Origin of the sequence: Actinokineospora alba (assembly GCF_004362515.1) — a bacterium.
GTDB lineage: Bacteria > Actinomycetota > Actinomycetes > Mycobacteriales > Pseudonocardiaceae > Actinokineospora > Actinokineospora alba.
Genome location: NZ_SNXU01000001.1, coordinates 4,203,352 through 4,222,326, shown reverse-complemented (window position 1 = coordinate 4,222,326; position 18,975 = coordinate 4,203,352). Strand labels below are relative to the sequence as shown.

General features: G+C 70.1%; 16 protein-coding genes. 7 read left to right on the top strand and 9 right to left on the bottom strand.

What is annotated here, in order from left to right; translation table 11 throughout:
- Positions 1-156: 156 nt before the first annotated feature.
- The gene (locus C8E96_RS19490; RefSeq protein ID WP_091371497.1) at positions 157-891 is read left to right on the top strand and encodes an SIR2 family NAD-dependent protein deacylase; all 735 of its coding nucleotides are present in this window, start codon (positions 157-159) and stop codon (positions 889-891) included.
- Between the two features lie 669 nt (positions 892-1,560).
- On the opposite strand, the gene C8E96_RS19480 is transcribed toward C8E96_RS19490, so the two are convergent.
- Complete coding sequence (locus C8E96_RS19480; RefSeq protein ID WP_091371498.1) at positions 1,561-2,838, bottom strand: DNA polymerase IV; 1,278 nt, start codon at positions 2,836-2,838, stop codon at positions 1,561-1,563.
- Positions 2,839-2,868: 30 nt separating this feature from the next.
- Complete coding sequence (locus tag C8E96_RS19475) at positions 2,869-3,594, bottom strand: methyltransferase domain-containing protein (protein ID WP_091371500.1); 726 nt, start codon at positions 3,592-3,594, stop codon at positions 2,869-2,871.
- 34 nt (positions 3,595-3,628) lie between these two features.
- Here C8E96_RS19475 and C8E96_RS19470 point away from each other — a divergent pair, with 34 nt between their 5' ends.
- The 3 genes from C8E96_RS19470 to C8E96_RS19460 are packed head-to-tail and all read left to right on the top strand — an operon-like array spanning position 3,629 to position 5,882.
- The gene (locus C8E96_RS19470; RefSeq protein ID WP_091371502.1) at positions 3,629-4,474 is read left to right on the top strand and encodes a ParA family protein; all 846 of its coding nucleotides are present in this window, start codon (positions 3,629-3,631) and stop codon (positions 4,472-4,474) included.
- The gene (locus C8E96_RS19465) at positions 4,471-5,085 is read left to right on the top strand and encodes a LysE family translocator (protein ID WP_091371504.1); all 615 of its coding nucleotides are present in this window, start codon (positions 4,471-4,473) and stop codon (positions 5,083-5,085) included. The genes C8E96_RS19470 and C8E96_RS19465 overlap by 4 nt, the downstream gene beginning before the upstream one ends.
- Complete coding sequence (locus C8E96_RS19460; RefSeq protein WP_091371506.1) at positions 5,085-5,882, top strand: DNA-formamidopyrimidine glycosylase family protein; 798 nt, start codon at positions 5,085-5,087, stop codon at positions 5,880-5,882. The genes C8E96_RS19465 and C8E96_RS19460 overlap by 1 nt, the downstream gene beginning before the upstream one ends.
- A gap of 4 nt (positions 5,883-5,886) precedes the next feature.
- Here the strand turns inward: C8E96_RS19460 and C8E96_RS33745 are convergent, their stop codons facing one another.
- Positions 5,887-6,309, bottom strand: coding sequence for a hypothetical protein (locus C8E96_RS33745; protein WP_176926736.1), 423 nt, complete (start codon positions 6,307-6,309; stop codon positions 5,887-5,889).
- A 339-nt stretch (positions 6,310-6,648) separates the two neighbouring features.
- On the bottom strand, positions 6,649-7,164 hold the full coding sequence (locus tag C8E96_RS19450) for an ATP-grasp domain-containing protein (protein ID WP_228769774.1): 516 nt from the start codon (positions 7,162-7,164) through the stop codon (positions 6,649-6,651).
- Between the two features lie 525 nt (positions 7,165-7,689).
- Between C8E96_RS19450 and C8E96_RS19445 the strand changes: the two genes are divergently transcribed.
- Positions 7,690-7,872 (top strand): DUF7455 domain-containing protein, encoded by a 183-nt coding sequence (locus C8E96_RS19445; protein ID WP_091371508.1) that lies wholly within the window; start codon positions 7,690-7,692, stop codon positions 7,870-7,872.
- Between the two features lie 65 nt (positions 7,873-7,937).
- On the opposite strand, the gene C8E96_RS19440 is transcribed toward C8E96_RS19445, so the two are convergent.
- The 5 genes from C8E96_RS19440 to C8E96_RS19420 form a co-directional block, all read right to left on the bottom strand.
- Positions 7,938-9,104, bottom strand: a complete 1,167-nt coding sequence (locus C8E96_RS19440) for an ROK family transcriptional regulator (RefSeq protein ID WP_091371510.1) — start codon at positions 9,102-9,104, stop codon at positions 7,938-7,940.
- Between the two features lie 25 nt (positions 9,105-9,129).
- Positions 9,130-10,557, bottom strand: coding sequence for a sugar ABC transporter permease (locus C8E96_RS19435; protein WP_091371512.1), 1,428 nt, complete (start codon positions 10,555-10,557; stop codon positions 9,130-9,132).
- Positions 10,558-10,565: 8 nt separating this feature from the next.
- On the bottom strand, positions 10,566-11,339 hold the full coding sequence (locus C8E96_RS19430; protein WP_091371515.1) for an ATP-binding cassette domain-containing protein: 774 nt from the start codon (positions 11,337-11,339) through the stop codon (positions 10,566-10,568).
- Between the two features lie 62 nt (positions 11,340-11,401).
- Positions 11,402-12,526, bottom strand: a complete 1,125-nt coding sequence (locus C8E96_RS19425) for a sugar ABC transporter substrate-binding protein (RefSeq protein ID WP_091371516.1) — start codon at positions 12,524-12,526, stop codon at positions 11,402-11,404.
- Between the two features lie 202 nt (positions 12,527-12,728).
- Positions 12,729-14,465 (bottom strand): DEAD/DEAH box helicase, encoded by a 1,737-nt coding sequence (locus C8E96_RS19420; protein WP_091371517.1) that lies wholly within the window; start codon positions 14,463-14,465, stop codon positions 12,729-12,731.
- A 172-nt stretch (positions 14,466-14,637) separates the two neighbouring features.
- Between C8E96_RS19420 and C8E96_RS19415 the strand changes: the two genes are divergently transcribed.
- Together C8E96_RS19415 and C8E96_RS19410 are read left to right on the top strand one after the other, a co-directional pair.
- Entirely contained in the window at positions 14,638-15,699 is a 1,062-nt protein-coding gene (locus C8E96_RS19415; protein WP_091372784.1) for a YihY/virulence factor BrkB family protein, read from the top strand.
- Between the two features lie 130 nt (positions 15,700-15,829).
- The gene (locus C8E96_RS19410; RefSeq protein ID WP_091371519.1) at positions 15,830-18,937 is read left to right on the top strand and encodes an efflux RND transporter permease subunit; all 3,108 of its coding nucleotides are present in this window, start codon (positions 15,830-15,832) and stop codon (positions 18,935-18,937) included.
- Positions 18,938-18,975 lie beyond the last annotated feature (38 nt).

Below are 18,975 nucleotides of genomic sequence, written 5' to 3'. Positions count from 1 at the left end.
GGCCGCGGCAATGATGCGGCATGCCACGGAACAGGCGATAGGGCCGAGAAAAGCGGGCGCGGTTCTTTGTCATTTTCGGTCAGTGGCCGGATAAATGGCCTTCATTCCCGAATCGCGGTCCGCGATCGTCAGGTATTCCCGTGACATCATCGTCAGGTGGGCACCGAACAGGCGCGCGAGCTGATCGCGAAGGCGGGTCGGATCGTCGTGCTGTCCGGGGCGGGCATCTCGACCGACTCGGGCATCCCGGACTTCCGCGGACCCGACGGCCTCTGGACGAAGAACCCGGACGCCCAGCGGATGTCGAATCTCCGCGAATACCAACGAGATCCGGCGCTGCGCGCACAGACCTGGCTGGCCCGGCGGGTACACCCAGCGTGGACTGCGGAGCCCAACGCGGCGCATCTGGCGCTAGTGCGGCTGGAGCGTGGTGGACGGCTGGCCGCGATCGTGACCCAGAACATCGATCGACTCCACCAGCGCGCCGGGTCGAGTCGGGTCATCGAGTTGCACGGGACGATTTTCGACACGGTGTGCCTGTCGTGCGCCGAAGTGCGGCCGATGCGGGAGGCGCTGGAGCGGGTGGCGGCGGGAGAGGTTGATCCGCCTTGCTTGCGGTGCGGCGGGATTCTCAAGTCGGCGACGGTGTCGTTCGGGCAGGCGTTGGACCGGGCGGTGCTGGATGAGGCGCGGGCGGTGGTGGAGTCGGCGGATCTGTTGATGGCAGTGGGAAGTTCGTTGACTGTGCAGCCTGCTGCCGGGTTGGTGGGGTTGGCGGCTCGGGCTGGGGCGGTCGTGGTTTTGTGCAACGCGTCGCCGACGCCTTATGACGGGATGGCTTCGGCTGTGGTGCGGGGATCGTTGTCTGTGGTGCTGCCTGAGCTTGTCTGAGCTTTGCTCGGGCATGTTGGGCGGGTGCCGGGTACGGCTGTGGGCCGGCCGGCTGCGCTGTGGGTGCCTGTTTGGGTGGTTCGCCTTGATTCGGGGACCCCTCGAAATGGGGCTGTGCGGGTCAAAAGGCGGGGCACGTAAAGCCCACCCGCACCGCGAGTTTAGCCCCATTTCCCCCGAATCAAGGCGAACCACCCAAACAGGCCGTTGGTATTGGCCCATTGCGATTAGGGGGGTGGTGGTTGTCGTGCTGGCACCCTTGGCATGTCGGCACCCACGGCTTTTTCGGCACCCTTGGCTCGCCCGGCACCCTTGGCTCGCCCGGCACCCTTGGCTCGCCCGGCACCCTTGGCTCGCCCGGCACCCTTGGCTCGCCCGGCACCCTTGGCTCGCCCGGCGCCCGGCACGCCCGGCACGCCCGGCACGCCCGGCACGCCCGGCACGCCCGGCACGCCCGGCACGCCCGGCACGCCCGGCACGCCCGGCACGCCCGGCACGCCCGGCACGCCCGGCACGCCTGGCACCTTTGGTTCGCCCGGCTCGCCCGGCACCCTCGGCAACTCGGCATCGTCCGCACCCTTGGGCACCCTGGCGCCTCGCAACCCCCAGCCACCCAGGCCCCGCTCTGCCGTGCGCTGGGACCACTGGTCGCGAATCGGGGTGGTCTATCTAGGACTTGGCGGGTTTGGGTTCCGTGGCGCCTGCCCGCTCCGGTCTTGCGCCCAGTAAGGCGGCTGGGCGAACGGCTGCCGTGCCGAACTTCGAACGGGCCTTGTCCGCCGCCTGTTCGGCCTCCCGCCAGCCCTGTTCCGGGGTGTCCAGCAGCAGTTGGCCGCCCTCGCCCTGTCCGAGCTGTTCCATCCGGACCCCGATGAGCCGGACCGCGCCCGGTGGGGTCTGTTCGTCTAGGAGTTTGCAGGCGGTTTGGTAGACCTCGCGCGTGACGTCTGTTGGGACGGGGAGGGTGCGGGATCGGGTGATCGTGGTGAAGTCGGCGTAGCGGACCTTGATCGAGACCGTTCTGCCGCGCAGGCCGCGTGCGCGCAGGGTGGCCACGGTGCGTTCGGAGAGGCGGAGGAGTTCGCGTTTGAGCAGGTCGCGGTCCCAGTGGTCGGTTTCGAAGGTTTCCTCGGCGCCGACTGACTTCTCCGCTGTTTCCGCCACCACCGCGCGGCTGTCGTGGCCGTTCGCCAGGGCGTGGAGGTGTTCGGCGAGGGCCACGCCCAGCATGCGCTTCAGGCGCGGGAGTGGGGTGGCGGCGACGTCCGAGACCGCTTCCAGGCCGACGTCGAAGAGGCGTTCCGCTGTCTTCTTCCCGACTCCCCACAGCGCCGAGACGGGCAGCGGGTGTAGGAACTCGGTGACCTGGTCGCGTGGGACTACAAGCATGCCGTCGGGTTTGGCGAGGCCCGACGCGAGTTTCGCGACGAACTTCGTCGGGCCGACGCCGACCGAGCAGGTGATGCCGAACTCCTCCTGGACGCGGCGGCGGATCTCCGCACCCAGGGCGGCGGGAGTGGTGCGCAGCCTGCGCAGCGAACCCGAGACATCCAGGAACGCCTCGTCCAGGCTCAGCGGCTCGACCAGTGGGGTGAGGTCGCGGAAGATCGCCAGCACCCCGGTGGAGACCTCCTGGTAGAGGTCGAAGCTCGGCGGCAGGAACACCGCCTGCGGACACAGCCTGCGGGCCTGGCCGGTCGGCATGGCCGAGCGCACCCCGAAGGTGCGGGCGATGTAGTTGGCCGCCGACACCACACCCCGGGCGCCCACCCCGCCGACGATGACCGGCCGGTCACGCAGTTCCGGCCGCCTGCGGATCTCCACCGAGGCGTAGAAGGCGTCCATATCGGCGTGCAGCATCGGGCAGCCGGTGTCGTCCGGCCACTCCCCATCGCGCGCCTTGAATCTCTCGACCAGCCCCCTGGGCAGGTCGCCGCTTCTCCCCATGGCCCTGAGCCAACCACAGGGAGCCGACAGTCAGCGCCTGGCGATGGCGTGCAGGCGAGTCGCCACGTCGCGCAGCGGCGGTGTCGTGGCGGCCACCAGCTCCAGCTGGGCGAGCGCCTCCTGGGCGCCCGGGTTGCTCTCCAGGACCGAGCCGGGCACCAGGTCGGCGACGACGCCGTAGCCCTGGACCAGTTCGACAGTGAGTCCCGCGTCACTGATCAGGGTGCGCAGGCCCTCGGTGTCGAAGCGGCGCAGCAGCGCCTCGGTCGGGCCGCTGATCGCCCCGGCCGGGTCGTCGAGCAGGGCGCGGGCGTCGACGAGCTTGCCGGAGATCGCACGGTGCAGGATCGCCGCGAACCTGTTCGCGACCAGCACGGACAGCACGCCGCCCGGGGCCACGACGGCGGCCATGGCGGCGACGGTCACCTTGGGATCATCGACGACCTCGAGCAGCCCGTGGGCCAGGACCATTTCGGCCGAACCGGGCTCCACCAGCTGGTCAAGGGCATCGCTGTCGCCCTGCACGGCGGTGATCCGGTCGGCCACCCCGGCCTCCTGGGCCCGGCGCTGCAGCGTGGCCAGGGCATTGGGGCTCGGCTCGACGACGGTGACGTCGCAGCCCGCGGCCGCCATGGGCACGGCGAACACCCCGCTGCCGCCTCCGACATCGACCACCCTCGGCGCTAGGCCGCCGCGCCGCTCGCGGGCAGCGGTCAGCTCGAGGTCGAGCACACGGCGTACGGCATCCGGTCGCATGAGATTGAACTCTAGAGACTCTAAGGTTCAGGGCGTGCAAACGGTGGCAGTGCTCAGCCTCAAAGGCGGCGTGGGGAAGACCACGGTCGTGCTCGGCCTCGCATCGGCCGCGCTGCGGCGCGGGGCCCGCACGCTGGTGGTCGACCTAGACCCACAGTGCAACGCGACACAGACACTCGACCCGGACGAGACCGAGGCGACACTCGCCGACGTCCTGGAGAACCCGACGGCGTCGGTCCTCAAGGCCGCGATCGCGCCGAGTTCCTGGGACGGCGAGGTCGACGTCATGGTCGGTTCGGAGGAACTCGAGACCCTCAACGAACCTGATCCGGGGGCCCGGAGGCTGGAGAAGCTCGGGCGGGCGCTCGCCGAGCTGCGGCACCTGCTGGCCGACGGCGAGCTGCCCTACCAGCTGGTGCTGATGGACTGCCCGCCGTCGCTGGGCAGGCTGACCCGCTCCGCGCTGGTCGCGGCCCAGGGCGCGCTGCTGGTCACCGAACCGACCATGTACGCGGTCGCGGGCGCGCAGCGCGCGTTCGAGGCGGTGGAGAACACCCGCGACGAGCACAACGCGAACCTGGTCGCGCTGGGCGTGGTGGTCAACAAGGTCCGCACGCACTCCTACGAGCACCAGTTCCGCATCCAGGAGCTTCGTGAGAGCTTCGGCAGGCTGGTCATGCCGGTCGCCCTGCCCGACCGGCTCGCGGTCCAGCAGGCACAGGGCGCGTGCATGCCGATCCACCAGTGGCAGACGCCGGGGGCGCGGGAGGTGTCCTTGGCGTTCAACCTCCTGCTCGCGCGCGTCCTGCGCACTGGAAGCCGAGGCAGGCACAACGCCGTCACCTGGCCGACCGATGAGGCCGAGGCGGTCACCGAATGAGCTCGGCCGCCCTCCTCGGCTACGCCCTGGCCGCGTTCCTGCTGACCATCACGCCGGGCCTCGACACCCTGCTGATCCTGCGGTCGGTCCTGTCCGGCGGCCGTCGGGCCGGGTTCGCCGTGGGAATGGGGATCACCGCGGGCTGCGTGGTGTGGGGCACGGCGAGCATCGCCGGTCTCACCGCGCTGCTGGCGGCCTCTCCCCTCGCCTACGACATCGTCCGCTACGCGGGTGCGGCCTATTTGCTATGGCTCGGCGCGTCCGGACTCTGGCGGTCTTGGCGGCGCCGAGAGGAACCCGAGGCATTCGTCCCGGTATCCGGCGCGTTCCGCACCGGGCTGATGACGAACCTGCTCAACCCCAAGATCGGCGTGTTCTACGTGAGCCTGCTCCCCCAGTTCGTGCCCGCGAGCAGCGCGAGCGCGGCCTGGGCGGCGCTGCTGGTGGCGATCCATGTCGGGCTGGGCCTGCTGTGGCAGGCGGGGCTCATCTGGTTCGGCGGCCGGGCGCGCACCGCACTGACCAGGCCTGCGCTGCGTCGGGTGACCGAGCGGGTGGCGGCGAGCGTGCTGCTCGCCTTCGGGTTGAAGGTCGCTTTGGGCGGGCGCTGATGCCTGAAGGCGACACCGTCTACCAGGCGGCGGCTCGACTGGCCTCCGCGTTGACCGATCGCGTCCTGACCACCGGCGAGCTCCGCCATCCTCGATTGTCCACTGTGGACCTCAAGGGGCGCACCGTCCTCGGGCCGCGCACCGTGGGCAAGCACCTGTTCCTCCGCTTCGACCGCGACCTCAGCCTGCACAGCCACCTCGGTCTCGACGGCACCTGGCAGGTCCAGCCACGCGGCGCGCGCTGGCGGCGGCCCGCCCACCAAGCCCGCGCCGTGTTCACCACTGACGAGCACCAGGCGGTCGGGTTCCTGTTGCACGAGATGGCTTTGGTGCCCACCGCCGAGGAAAGCCGACTGGTCGCACACCTCGGCCCGGATCTCCTCGACCCAGCTTGGGATGACGCGCACGCGGCCGAGGCGCTCGCCCGGCTGACCGCCGAACCCGGGCGAGAGATCGGACTCGCGCTGCTCGACCAGCGGGTCATGGCGGGGATAGGCAACGTGTTCAAAGCCGAGATCTGCCACCTGCTCGGCGTCTCGCCGTGGACCCCCGTGTCCGATGTGGACAGCGAACGCGCGGTCCAGCTGAGTCGAGACCTGTTGGAACGCAACAAAATGACCCCGGACCGGTGTACCACCGGGGATCCTCGGCGGGACCGGCGGCTGTGGGTCTACGGCCGCACCCGGTCCGGCTGCCTGCGCTGCGGATCGCGGGTGGTGGCCGGGACGCAGGGATCCGGGGTGCGCGAGCGGGTCGCCTACTTCTGCCCGAAGTGCCAGCCCGGACCCACCGGCTGAGCGGTCAGCACCAGAACAGCCAGCACTCGTCCGGCCTCGTCGTGGTGGTGGTCGGACGCTGGGTGGTCGTTGTCGCCCGGGGCGTGGTGGTCGTCGGCTTCGGCCTAGGCGTGGTGGTCGTCGTCGACACGGCCGTGGTCGTGGACCCGGGGGCGGTGGTGGTGGTCGTCGTTGTCGTGGTCGTCGTCGTGGTTGTGGTGGTCGACGTCGACGTGCTCAGCATCGTGGTGGTGCCGGTCTGCTCCGGGGGCGTCGCCCGGCCCGCCGGGTCCTCGTCGGCCTCGTCGGTGACCACCCGCGGCGCTGCCTCGGCGGGCGCGCGCAGCACCGGGCCGGAGATCAGACCCTCGTAGAACAGCGCGGCGGCCGCGGCTCCGATGACGACGCCGAGCGCGATTCTTCGGGGTTGGTCCTGCTGGTTCCGCAAGGTCCCCTCCGCGCCCGATCAGCCGACTCCGGTCAACCACGTGTGTGAACCAACCCCACGCTGCGTGTGCGTCGGGACCTTATCAGTGACCCGAATGGGGGAGATACAAAACCTCGTTGTCGAAAGCGGCCGGAGACTTTACGGTCGCCGTACACGAGAGAGGAGGTGGTCCAACGGTGAAGTCTCAGAGGACTCGTGAGGTGGCTGTCCGCTAGGACCGCCCATCGAGGAGATGGTAGCCGGCTCGCACACGGCCGGGCTGACCGACGTCAGTCCCCGTAGGCGCGGCGTGTGGTCGGCGAATACCAGGCAGTCACCCAGCCCTCGGGCCCCCGGGAATCAGTCCTCCCCGGCCCGACCGTCCGCGGCGGTCGGGAAACGGCCCGAGGGCTGCACCCTGTCCGGGGTCAGCGCGCCGATGAGAACCTCGGGATCGAGGGTCGCCGGCCGATCGCTCACCTGCCCGTCGCCGACCTCCACCACCCGCCACGCGCCGTCGGCACGGCGGACCACATCGGTGGTGACGAACCGGCAGTCCAGTTTCGCGACCAGCTCGGCGATACCCGCCAAGTCGGGCTCCACCCTCGCGCCGGGCGTGTCGGGGTGCGGGCCGACGTGAACCGGCTGCCCGTCGAGCCACCAGACGCGCGCCTCAGGGCCCACGAAACGCTCGAACGCCCGCACGACGATCCCGCCCGCCAGAAACTCGCCCTGGAGCGCACGGAAGGCGTCGACCACGGCCCTCAGTCCCCCGCGATCGGCGAGATCGGGGACAAAGCAGGCGGTGTCCCAGTCATGCTTCCGGGACTTCACGTAGTCCTTGACGATCCCCGCGCCCGGCCCGAGCGGCCGCACGTCGGGCAAGTCGCCCGCCCCGGCGACGGCTCTCGACCGAGCGTGGCAGTCCACCGCAACGGCTCTGCGTATCGCCGCTCGATGTCAAGCAACACCCGCGAGGCCGCGGTGACGTTTCGGGGGTCCCGCACGAACACGCCATCGAAGTTGGCAGTGTTCGTGCGGGACCCCCGAAACGTCACCATCAAAGCGACCGAGCCGCGCCGGCGGAGCTGGCGCCATGCCGCAGTGTGCACCACGTCACATTAGGCGTTCGCCCGTGGTGAACACGGGGTGGCCGGGGCGGGTCTCCACGCCCCGATCCGCGGGGACAGAACGCCTGTTAAACCTACAAAAACAGGGTTGAGCTTGGGCCAACCGGGTTAATCAAGGGTTACTCGATTGCTATGTGGGCGCGGGAACACTGCTATTCCTCCGCGCGTCTGTAAGAGTAGGAATCGTGAACCGGTGGAGCTCTCAGCCTCCGAGTCCACGGCCGATGATGGTGCCGGGTTCACCCGGCACCGGGACGGAGGGAGAACTCCCATGACGACAACGACGCTCACCCGCCCCGAGCTGACCGCTGCCGATCGCTGCGACCGATGCGGCGCCGCCGCACAGGTTCGCGCCGTATTTCCCTCCGGAGGAGAGCTGCTGTTCTGCGGCCACCACGCTCGCGCGCACGAGGATCGTTTGCGCGAGATCGCGGCCGAGCTCCAGAAGGGCTGATCCCGCGCCCTGAATCTCGTCCAGGACGGGCGGCACCCCCAGCGGGGTGCCGCCCGTTCGCTGTCTCAGACCGTGTCGAGGACCGGCTCGAACGCCAACTCGGCCGCGCCGACCAGCTTGCCGTCGGTGCCCAGTGTCGACGCCTGGACGCGGGTGCCGCCGATCGCGCGGGACACCAGGCTGCGTTTGCCCACCTCGGCCCCCACCGCCGCGATCAGCGACGGCGGCAGCGCGGTGAACAGGTCGCCGAGCACCACGAGTTCCGGGCTGAACGCGTTGACGATGTTGACCAGGCCCAGGGTCAGCCACTCGCGGAACTCGCCGAGGCGCGGTCCGACCTCGTCGGCGCGCAGGCCGCGCAGCTCGGCGATGACGACCCCTCGGGGCGTCCCCTCCGACAGCGCCAGGGCCCGGCACAGGGCCAGCTCCCCCACCTCGGTCTCCCAGCAGCCCCGGCTGCCGCAGTGGCAGTCGCGGCCGGTCGGGTTGATGATCATGTGGCCGAGTTCGCCCACGTACCCGCCCGTGCCGCGCAGCGCCGAGCCGTCGGAGATCACCCCGCCGCCGATCCCGATGTCGGCGGAGACGTAGACCGCGTCGAGCGAGCCCCGCGCAGCGCCGCGCAGGTGTTCGGCCAGGGCCCCGACCTCGGCGTCGTTGGCCACGCGCACCGGCACGCCCAGCGTCGCGCGGAGCCGGTCGCCCAGTGGGACGTCGCGCCAGCGCAGGTTGGGTGCCTCGTGGACGAAGCCGTCGGACCGCCGCACGACGCCGGGCACCGACACGCCCACGCCGTAGATCTTCAGGTCGAGCTCGTCGGCCAGCACCCGGGTCGACTCGATGATGTGGGTGATCACCTCGTCGGGCTCGCCGGAGCGCCGGTGCAGGTTCCACCGGTTGCGGCCGAGCATCTCCCCACCCAGGCCGACCAGCGCGATCGCCACCTGCTCGACCCGGATGTCGACCGCGAGCACCACGGCGGCCTGCGGCTGCGGCAGCACGAGCAGCGAGGGCCTGCCCGCGCCGGACCGCGCCCGCGGCACCCGCTCCAGCACGATGCCCGACTCCGCCAGCCCGTCGACCAGCGCCTTGATCGTGCTGCGGTTGAGGCCGAGTTCGGTCGCCAGCTCGGCGCGGGTGCTCGGCCCGTCGACGTGCAGGCGGCGCAGCAGCGCGGTGCGGTTGTGCCTGCGCACCTCGTCGGGCCGTGCGCCCGCCGTGGGTGTGCTCACCGTGCTGCCTCCCTTGCCGCCTCCCCTACCTGACCGCCACCGCGGCCCGCCGCCGTGACAGCGCGTCGACGCTCGCCGCGAGCAGCAGCACGAGACCGGTCACGATGTTGACCACCGCGGCGGGCTGCTGCAGCAGGCCGAGCCCGTTCTCCACGACCGCGAGGACCAGGCCGCCGATGACCGCGTGGATGATCTTCCCGCGTCCGCCGAACAGCGATGTCCCGCCGATGACCGCCGCCCCCACGGCGAACAGGAGCGTATTGAGGCCACCCGCCTGCGGGTCGACCGACCCCACCTTCGATGAGTACACGATGGCGCCGAGCGCGGCCACCGATGAGCAGACCACGAACACGCTGGCCCGGATCTTGGGCACGTTGATGCCCGCGCGCCGGGCCGCCTCGGCGTTGCCGCCGACGGCGTAGATGTGGCGGCCGTAGCGGGTGCGGTTCAGCACGTAGGTGCCGATCACGAGCAGCACCAGGACGATCGGCACGACGTACGGGACACCTTCGATCACCACGAAGTCGTTGGGCGACCGGTTGAGGGTGAAGGCGAACGTCGCGAGCGCGGCGATCACGGTGACCGCCGCGACCTTGCCGACCACGATCGGGGTCGGTGCGGTGACCAGGCCCTTGCTGACCCGGATGTAGTGCTCGCCGAGGACCACGCCGGCGTAGCCGACGATGCCGACCGCGAACAGGATCCAGCTGCCGAGCACCGACAGGTTGCCGTTGGCGACGGAGAACAGGACCGGCTGGGTGCCGATGCCGAAGACGCCGCCCTGGCCGATGAACTGCAGGATCACGCCCTGCCAGGTGATGAACAGCGCCAGCGTCACCACAAACGACGGCATGCCGATCTTGGACACCAGGAACCCGGTGATCACACCGATCGCGGTGCCGACACACAGGGCGAGCAGCATCTCGATCCACGGGTTCGGCCCCACGCCGAGCATCGCGATCGTGACGGCGACCATGGCGAAGACGGCGCCCGCCCAGATCCGCATGATCACCGCGAGCACCGCGGCCACGAGCATGCCGCCGACGAAGACGTAGAAGACCGTCGATCCCATCCCGCCGACGAGGTTGCCCGAGCGCACGTAGTGCATGGCCATGACCGCCGCGCAGACGCCGGACGCGGTGCCCGCGGACAGGTCGATCTCGCCGAGCAGCAGGACGAAGACCAGGCCCATGGCGATGATCATCTTGCCGGAGCCCTGGGCGATGAGGTTCGCCGTGTTGTCCAGCGTCAGGAAGCTCTCGGACTGGGTCCAGAAGTAGAGGACGAGCGCGCCGAGGCCGAGCACCGCGGGCATCGACCCGAGGTCGCCGGAGCGCAGTCGCACGAAGAAGTCACGCACCGCCTCGCCGGTGGACTGGGTGGTGGTGTCGATGCCGAAGTCGGAGATGGCGCCGCCGGAGTCAGGTTTGGCGGCGACAGGCTGGTTGGTCATGGGAATCCTCAGACGGTTGCGGTCTCGGGGCGGGCGAGGCCGAGATCGCCCGAGCGGCCGGCGGTGATCAGTTCGACGACCTGGCCGTGGGTGACCTCGCGGGTCGGCACCTCGGCGACCATGCGACCCAGGTAGAGGGTCGCGATCCGGTCGGCGACCTCGAACACGTCGGCCATGTTGTGGCTGATCAGCACGACGCCGAGGCCTTGCTCGGCGAGCCTGCGGACCAGGTCGAGCACCTGCCGGGTCTGCGCCACGCCGAGCGCGGCGGTCGGCTCGTCGAGGAGCACGACCTTGCTTTCCCAGAGCACTGCCTTGGCGATGGCGACGGTCTGGCGCTGGCCGCCGGAGAGCGAGGAGACGGGTGTGCGCACCGACTTGACCGTGCGCACCGACAGCGACGCGAGGGTGTCGCGCGCGGCCTTCTCCATCGATGCCTCGTCGAGCAGCCACGGTCCGCCGCGCTCGCGGCCGAGGAACATGTTCTGCACGATGTCGAGGTTGTCGGCGAGCGCGAGGTCCTGGTAGACGACCTCGATCCCGAGCTTGGCCGCGTCACGCGGTCCGTGCACCGACACCGGGTCGCCGTTGAAGCGCACCACACCTGAGTCCATCGGGTGGATGCCCGCGACGCATTTGACCAAAGTGGACTTACCGGCGCCGTTGTCGCCGACGAGGGCGGTCACTTCGCCCGCGCGGACGGTGAAATCCACGTCGTGCAACACATGCACGGGTCCGAAGCTCTTATTCAGCCCCGTCACTTCGAGAATCGGTTCACTCATGGAGAGGTCTCCTAGCCGGGCCCCGGCGCGGCACTTCTGCCGCGCCGGGGCTGGTGGTCGAACTAGCTGATACCGAGCTGGGTGCAGACCGCGGCGAGCTCGCCGCCGCAGATGTCGCTCGCCTTGACGTAGCCCTGGCTCACGACCTCCTTGACCCCGTCCTTGGTGGTCAGCTTCGGCTCGAGCAGCAGCGACTTGACCGTGCGGCTGCCCTTGGTGTCCTCACTGGACTGTCCGGCGATCTTGTCGGCCGCCGCCTTGTCCCCCTTGGCCAGCGCCGCGGCGAGCTTGGCCGCGCCCTCGGCCTCGTCCTTGATCGGCTTGAACACGGTCATGTACTGGTCGCCGCGCAGCACGGCCATCAGGCCGTCCGGGGTGGCGTCCTGGCCGGTGACCGGGACCTTGCCGTTGAGGCCGTTCTTGCGCAGCACGGTGATCACCGCGCCTGCCAGACCGTCGTTGGCCGCGACGACGCCGTCGACCTTGCCGCCGTTGCCGGTCAGGATCTGCTCGAAGGTGACACCGCCCTTCTGGTTGTCCCAGCCGTCGATGGCCTGGCTGCGCACCAGCTTGAGCGTGCCCGCGTCGTAGAGCGGCTTGAGGACCTTCTGCTGGCCCTCGTGGAAGAGCGTCGCGTTGTTGTCGGTCGGCGCGCCCTCGATCTCGATCACCTGCGCGCCCGGCTTGTCCTTGAGCGCGGTGGCCAGGCCCTGCCCCTGCAATTCGCCGACCTTCACGTTGTCGAAGGACACGTAGTACTCGGAGCTGCCGCCGAGGTTGAGCCGGTCGTAGTCGATCGTGGGGATGCCGCGGGCCTTGGCCTTGGCCGCGACCGCCGCCCCGACCTCGCTGTTGATCGCCGCGATGACCAGGACCTTGACGCCCTGGCTGATCATCCCGTCGGCCAGGGTGGAGAACTTCTGCACGTCGCCCTGGGCGTTCTGGATGTCCGGGGCGAGCCCCTCGGCCTTCATGGCCGCTTCGAGCATCGGCTTGTCGAAGCCTTCCCAGCGAGCCGAGGTGGCGGTCTCGGGCAGGATCACACCCACCTTGATCCCGCCCGCCGGAGCTGCCGAGGTCTGCTGCCCTGAGCCGCCCGACGGAGTTTCCTGATTGGCACCACAGGCCGTCATGGCGAGGGAGACACCCACACCAGCGGCGAACAGAGCCAGCGTCTTGCTGCGCATTCGGTCGTCCCTTTCGAATCCGTCGACGCACCGCCAGGGCCCGGGCGGCAACCGTCTGAGGTAAATGTTGCGGCTCACAACATATGCCGAACCCTGCGGTGATGTGAACCACACTGGATCGATTCAGTGCACATTCACGGACACGTTTTGGCAACGGACCCGACATCCGCGGGACGGCGGAGCGGGACTACCGGCGGGAGAACTACCAGGAACGCAGCGTCGCGATTCGCTCTTCGAGCTGCTCGACGGTGGCCATCGCGGTGGGCGGTCCGCCACAGGTGCGGCGGAGGTCGCCGTGGATGATCCCGTGCGGCTTGCCGGTGCGGTGGTGGGCCATCCCCACCAGCGCGTTCAGCTCTTTGCGCAGCGTCGCGAGGCGCTCCTGCACGCTCTGCGGCTTGACCGTCTTCGGCTCCGCGGGCCCCTTGGCCGCGGCCTGCTTGGAGCGGGTGTCGAGCTGGGTGTCCTGCCGCTTTCGCAGCAGCGCGCGCACCTGGTCGGGTTCGAGGAGACCCGGCAACCCGAGGTACTCCTGCTCCTCGGCGGACCCGGCGAACGCGGCCGTGCCGAACGACGAGCCGTCGAAAATCACCTGATCGAGTTCGGCGGAGGCACCCAGCGAGGTGAACGCCTTCTCCTCCTCGCCGAGTTCGTCCTTGGTCCGGTTGGCGTCGGCGAGGAGCTGGTCGTCCCAGCCCTCCTTCTCCCGGTGCGGCTTGCCCAGCACGTGGTCGCGCTCGGCCTCCAGCTGGCTGGCCAGGTCGAGCAGCACCGGGACCGACGGCAGGAACACGCTCGCCGTCTCCCCCGGTCTGCGCGCGCGCACGTACCGGCCGATCGCCTGGGCGAAGAACAGCGGCGTGGACGCGCTGGTCGCGTAGACCCCGACAGCGAGGCGCGGCACGTCGACGCCCTCACTCACCATGCGGACCGCGACCATCCAGCGGTCGGTCGACTCGCCGAACTCGGCGATGCGGCCGGAGGCCTTCGGGTCGTCGGAGAGCACCAGGGTCGGCTCGTCGCCGGTCAGCGTGTGCAGGATCTTGGCGTACGCCTTCGCCGTGAGGTGGTCCGAGGCGATCACCAGGCCGCCCGCGTCCGGGACGCCGCCCTCGCGCAGCTGGTTGAGCCGCATGTCGGCGGCGCCGAGCACCGCGGGGATCCACTCGCCGTCGGGGTCGAGCGCGGTGCGCCAGGCCCGGGCGGTCTGCTCGGCGGTCAGCGGCTCGCCCAGCCGGGCGGTGAACTCCTCGCCCGCGCTGTTGCGCCAGCTCGCCTCGCCCGAGTAGGCCAGGAAGATCACCGGGCGGACGACGCCGTCGCGCAGGGCGTCGGCGTAGCCGTAGGTGTGGTCGGCCTTGCTGCGCAGGAAGCCCGCGCCGTCGGGCTCGTAGTCGATGAAGGGGATGGGCGAGTCGTCGGACCGGAACGGGGTCCCGGTCAGGCTCAGCCTGCGCACGGCCGGGGTGAAGGACTCCCGGACCGCGTCGCCCCAGCTCTTGGCGTCGCCGCCGTGGTGGATCTCGTCGAGGATCACCAGCGTCTTGCGCTGCTCGGTGCGCACGCGGTGCAGGCTCGGGTGGGCGGCGACCTGCGCGTAGGTGACCGCCACGCCCACGTAGTCGGTGGAGGTCTGGCCCATCGAGTTGGTGAAGTTCGGGTCGATCGGGATGCCCGCGGCGGCGGCCGACTGGGCCCACTGGTGCTTGAGGTGCTCGGTGGGGGCGACGATCGTGAGCCGCTCGACCGTGCGGTCGGCGAGCAGCTCGGCGGCGACCCGCAGGCCGAAGACCGTCTTGCCCGCGCCCGGCGTCGCCACGGCGAGGAAGTCCTTGGGGCGGCGGGCCAGGTACTTCGTCAGCGCACGGCGCTGCCAGTCGCGCAGCGGTCGCGCCGAAGAGGTCGCCTGAGACTCCGGTTGCACCTCGGCCCGGGTCACGAGATCCCCCAGCCCCCTTCCGTGAACAGACGAATGCCCTCAGCGGACGACGTTGAGGGCGACCGCGAGAATACCGTCCGCCCGACCAAGATCGCTCACCACGCGACACAGAGGTAACGATCGGCGAGTGATACCGCCGATCGCGCCCGGATGGACCATGCTTGGCACCGCCATGAGTGACCAGCCCATACCCCAAAGCGGGAACTCCGCCACCCCAAGCGGGAACGACGTCCCCGCGGCGACCGACGAGCGCCGCGGCGCGTGGCGGTTGATCTCCCGGACGCTGTCCAAGGCATGGGGCGGCAACCTGTTCTCCGAGGCGGCCGAGGCCGCGTTCTGGCAGGTCCTGTCACTGCCGCCGCTGCTGCTGGGCCTGCTGGGCAGCCTCGGCTTCGTCGCGGAGTGGTTCGGCAAGGACGTGATCGACGCCGTCGAGGCCGACATCATCGAGATCTCGCGCACAGCGTTCAGCGAGAGCGTCGTGACCCAGATCATCCAGCCGACCGTCTCCGACATCCTCACCGTCGGCCGCGGCGAGATCGTGTCCGTGGGCTTCCTCATATCCCTGTGGGCGGGATCGTCGGCCATGTCGTCGTTCGTCGACGCGATCACCGTGGCGCACGGGCAGTACGGCGTGCGCAACGAGGTGTGGCAGCGGATCTTCGCCCTGCTGCTCTACGTGCTGAGCCTGGTGCTGCTGGTCATCGGCCTGCCGGTCCTGGCGCTGGGCCCGGACCTGCTGCCCAAGCTGTTCCCGACGTCGTGGCGGTCGACGATCTCGTCGTGGGTGGACCTCACCTACTACCCGATCATCGGCCTGCTGATCGTATTGGCGCTGGCCACGCTCTACAAGCTGGCCCTGCCGCGCAAGCTGCCGTGGCACCGCGGCCTGCCGGGCGCGATCCTGGCGATGGTCGTCTTCCTGCTCACCAGCATCGGCCTGCGGCTCTACATCAGCTGGATCACCACCACCGGCTACACCTACGGCGCGCTGGCCACACCGATCGCGTTCCTGCTGTTCGCGTTCTTCATCGGGCTCGCGGTGGTGATCGGCGCGTACTTCAACGCCGCGATCCAGGACATGTGGCCCGCGCACATGACGCGGCGGCAGCGCCGCAAGTGGCGCAGGCTCGAGATCGAACGCGCGGCGGTCCAACTGCGGTCCGACAAGGACACGAAGTCCGACGCCCAGACCGACGACAGCGCGGAGAGCACGCAGCGCTCGACGTTCTGACCCCGAGGTCTGTCATCCCAAAGTATGAGGTGACGTCAGACCTTGGACCGAGTCGCTTCGTGTCCGCTCGTGCCACGATGATCCCGTCTTCCGGCGCGGGGGTGCCGGTGCGTGATCACGAGGGGATTCCATGTCAGCGCTCGCTCGCCTGAGCCTGGCCAACCGCGGTCTGGTCGGCCTGCTCAGCTTATTGATCATCGGCTTCGGCGCCATCGCGCTGCCATCGCTCAAACAGCAGCTCTTCCCGTCGATCCAGTTGCCCGCGGCGGTGGTGATCGCGCAGTACCCTGGCGCCTCGCCGGACATTGTGGACAGTGAGATCGCCGAGCCGATCGGGGGCGCGCTGCGCGGACTGTCCGGAGTGGACTCGATCACCACCCGGTCCGCCGAGAGCTCGGCGTCGATCTCGGTCCAGTTCGACTACGGCACCGACATCGACGCCGCGGTGAGCCAGATGCAGCAGACGGTCAACCGGCTGCGCCCGATCCTGCCCGACGGGGTCGAACCGACGGTCGCGCAAGGCAGCACCGACGACATCCCGGTCGTGATCCTGGCCGCCGAATCCGGCGGCGACGAGGCCGCGACGGCGCGCAGGCTGCGCACCGAGGTCCTCCCGGGCATCGAGGAGATCCCGGGCGTGCGGGGCGCCACCGTCACCGGCACCCGGTCGGAGACGGTCACGGTGACCGTCGACTACGCCAAGCTGGCCGCGGCGCAGGTCGATCCGACCGCGCTCGCCGGCGCGCTGTCCGCGGCGGGCAAGCCGTTCCCCGCGGGCGCGGTGGCCGAGAACGACCGCACGCTCACCGTGCAGATCGGCGGACCGATCAAGTCCGTGGACGACCTTCGGGCGCTCGTCCTGCCCTCGCGCGGGGCCCCGGTCAAGCTCGCCGACGTAGCGACCGTGCAGCCGGGTCTCGCGGACACCACGGTGATCACACGCACCGACGGCAAGCCCACGCTCGGCGTGATGGTCACGATGACCGCCGACGGCAACGCCGTGGAGATCTCCAAGGCGGTGCGGGGCAAGCTCGACGAGTTGAGCAAGGCGGCCCAAGCACCGCTGACCGTGGCCTACGACCAAGGCCCGGAGGTGGAGAAGGCGATCGGCGGCCTGACCACCGAGGGCCTGCTCGGGCTGCTGTTCGCCGTCGCGGTGATCCTGCTCTTCCTGCTGTCGCTGCGGTCGACTCTGGTGACCGCGGTGTCGATCCCGCTGTCCGTGCTCGTCGCGCTGCTCGCGCTGTGGACCGGGGACCTGTCGCTGAACCTGCTCACCCTGGGCGGTCTGACGATCGCGATCGGCCGGGTGGTCGACGACTCGATCGTCGTGCTGGAGAACATCAAACGCCACCTCGCCTATGGCGAGGAGAAGGAACGCGCGGTGCTCGACGGCACCCGTGAGGTCGCGGGCGCGGTCACCGCGTCCACGCTCACCACGGTGGCGGTGTTCCTGCCGATCGCGTTCGTCGGCGGCATCGCGGGTGAGCTGTTCGGGCCGTTCTCGATCACGGTCACGGTGGCGCTGCTGGCTTCGCTGCTGGTGTCGCTGACGATCGTTCCGGTGCTCGCGTTCTGGTTCCTGCGCCGTCCCGCTGTCTCCTCCGACCCGGAGATCGCCGAGGCCGCTCGCGTCGCGGCGGTGGAGAAGGAGCGGCGCAGCCCGCTGCAGCGCGCGTACGTGCCGGTGCTGAACTTCGCCACGACCCGGCGGTGGGTGACGCTGCTCATCGCCGTGCTGATCTTCGGCGGCACGCTGGGGCTGGCGAGCAGGCTGGAGACCAACTTCCTCGACGACTCCAACGGCACCGCCCTGCAGATGTCGCAGGAACTGCCGCCGGGGTCGAGCTTGCAGACCCGCGACGAAGCGGCCAAGAAACTCGAAGCGGTGCTCGCCGAGGCCGACGAGATCGAGGTCTACCAGGTCACCGTCGGCAACGACGACACCTTCGCCGGGTTCGGCTTCTCCAGCAACGGCACGAACACGATCAACGCCACCGTCCGCGAGGGCACCGACCTCGCCGCCCTGAAGACCAAGCTCAGCGAGCGGCTCAAGGCCGTTCCCGACACCGGCGTGGTGAAGTTCGGCGCGGAAGCCACCGGTTTCTCCGCCGAGGGCGTCCAGATCGTCGTCAAGGCGCCGGACGCCGAGTCCCTGCGGGTCGCGGCCGACACCGTCCAGCAGGCGGTGCGGGGTGTTCCGGGGCTGACCGAGGTGACCAACGACCTGGCCAAGAGCTCGCCTCGGGTGCAGGTCGCGATCGACCAGCAGGCCGCGGCGGCCCGCGGGCTGAGCACACAGACGGTGGGGCAGTTCGCCGCGCAGGCGCTTCGGGGGGTGCCGGTGGCGGAACTGCCGATCGGTGGCACCCGGCACGACATCGTCCTGCGCACCGGCACGGCGCCCACCGACGTCGCCGCACTGCGGGCGCTCCCACTGCCCAGTGCGACCGGTGTGGTCACCCTCGGCGAGATCGCCCAGGTCTCCACGGTCGACGGCCCGGTGCAGATCCGCCGCATCGGCGGCGAGCGCAGCGCCACGGTCACCGCCAAGACGACCGAGGCCGACCTGGGCAAGGTCACCAAGGACCTCACGGCCAAGCTCGACGGCGTGCGCCTCACCGGCGGCGCGAGCTACGAGATCGGCGGCGTCAGCGCCGACCAGGCCGAGACGTTCGGCGACCTGGGCCTGGCCATGCTCGCCGCCATCGCGATCGTGTTCCTGATCATGGTGGCGACGTTCCGCAGCCTGATCCAGCCGCTGATCCTGCTGGTGTCCATCCCGTTCGCGGCGACCGGCGCGATCGGTCTGCTGCTGCTCACCGGAACGGCCCTGGGTCTGCCCGCGCTGATCGGCATGCTGATGCTGGTGGGCATCGTGGTCACCAACGCGATCGTGCTGATCGACTTGGTGAACCAGTACCGGGCCGACGGCATGAGCGTTCGCGACGCGGTCATCGAGGGCGGCCGCAGGCGACTGCGCCCGATCCTGATGACGGCCGCCGCGACGATCTTCGCGCTGCTGCCGATGGCGTTGGGCCTCACCGGCGAGGGCGGGTTCATCGGCAAGCCGCTGGCCCTGGTGGTCATCGGCGGCCTGCTCAGCTCGACGCTGCTGACCCTGGTGCTGGTCCCGACCCTCTACACGATGGTCGAGAACCGCAAGGAGCGGCGCAAGGCCAAGCGGACCGCCAAGCACGCCCTCAAGGAAGAGGCACAGGTCCCCAGCGAGGTCTGAGGTCTGGCAACGCGGCGAGCCCCGGCAGTGTGCCGGGG

Excerpts from the sequence above, each read along its gene's own strand:
- C8E96_RS19480 (WP_091371498.1), bottom strand. The coding sequence starts at position 2,838 with ATGGGGAGAAGCGGCGACCTGCCCAGGGGGCTGGTCGAGAGATTCAAG.
- C8E96_RS19475 (WP_091371500.1), bottom strand. The coding sequence starts at position 3,594 with ATGCGACCGGATGCCGTACGCCGTGTGCTCGACCTCGAGCTGACCGCT.
- C8E96_RS19465 (WP_091371504.1), top strand. The coding sequence starts at position 4,471 with ATGAGCTCGGCCGCCCTCCTCGGCTACGCCCTGGCCGCGTTCCTGCTG.
- C8E96_RS19460 (WP_091371506.1), top strand. The coding sequence starts at position 5,085 with ATGCCTGAAGGCGACACCGTCTACCAGGCGGCGGCTCGACTGGCCTCC.
- C8E96_RS19445 (WP_091371508.1), top strand. The coding sequence starts at position 7,690 with ATGACGACAACGACGCTCACCCGCCCCGAGCTGACCGCTGCCGATCGC.
- C8E96_RS19435 (WP_091371512.1), bottom strand. The coding sequence starts at position 10,557 with ATGACCAACCAGCCTGTCGCCGCCAAACCTGACTCCGGCGGCGCCATC.
- C8E96_RS19430 (WP_091371515.1), bottom strand. The coding sequence starts at position 11,339 with ATGAGTGAACCGATTCTCGAAGTGACGGGGCTGAATAAGAGCTTCGGA.
- C8E96_RS19425 (WP_091371516.1), bottom strand. The coding sequence starts at position 12,526 with ATGCGCAGCAAGACGCTGGCTCTGTTCGCCGCTGGTGTGGGTGTCTCC.
- C8E96_RS19415 (WP_091372784.1), top strand. The coding sequence starts at position 14,638 with ATGAGTGACCAGCCCATACCCCAAAGCGGGAACTCCGCCACCCCAAGC.
- C8E96_RS19410 (WP_091371519.1), top strand. The coding sequence starts at position 15,830 with ATGTCAGCGCTCGCTCGCCTGAGCCTGGCCAACCGCGGTCTGGTCGGC.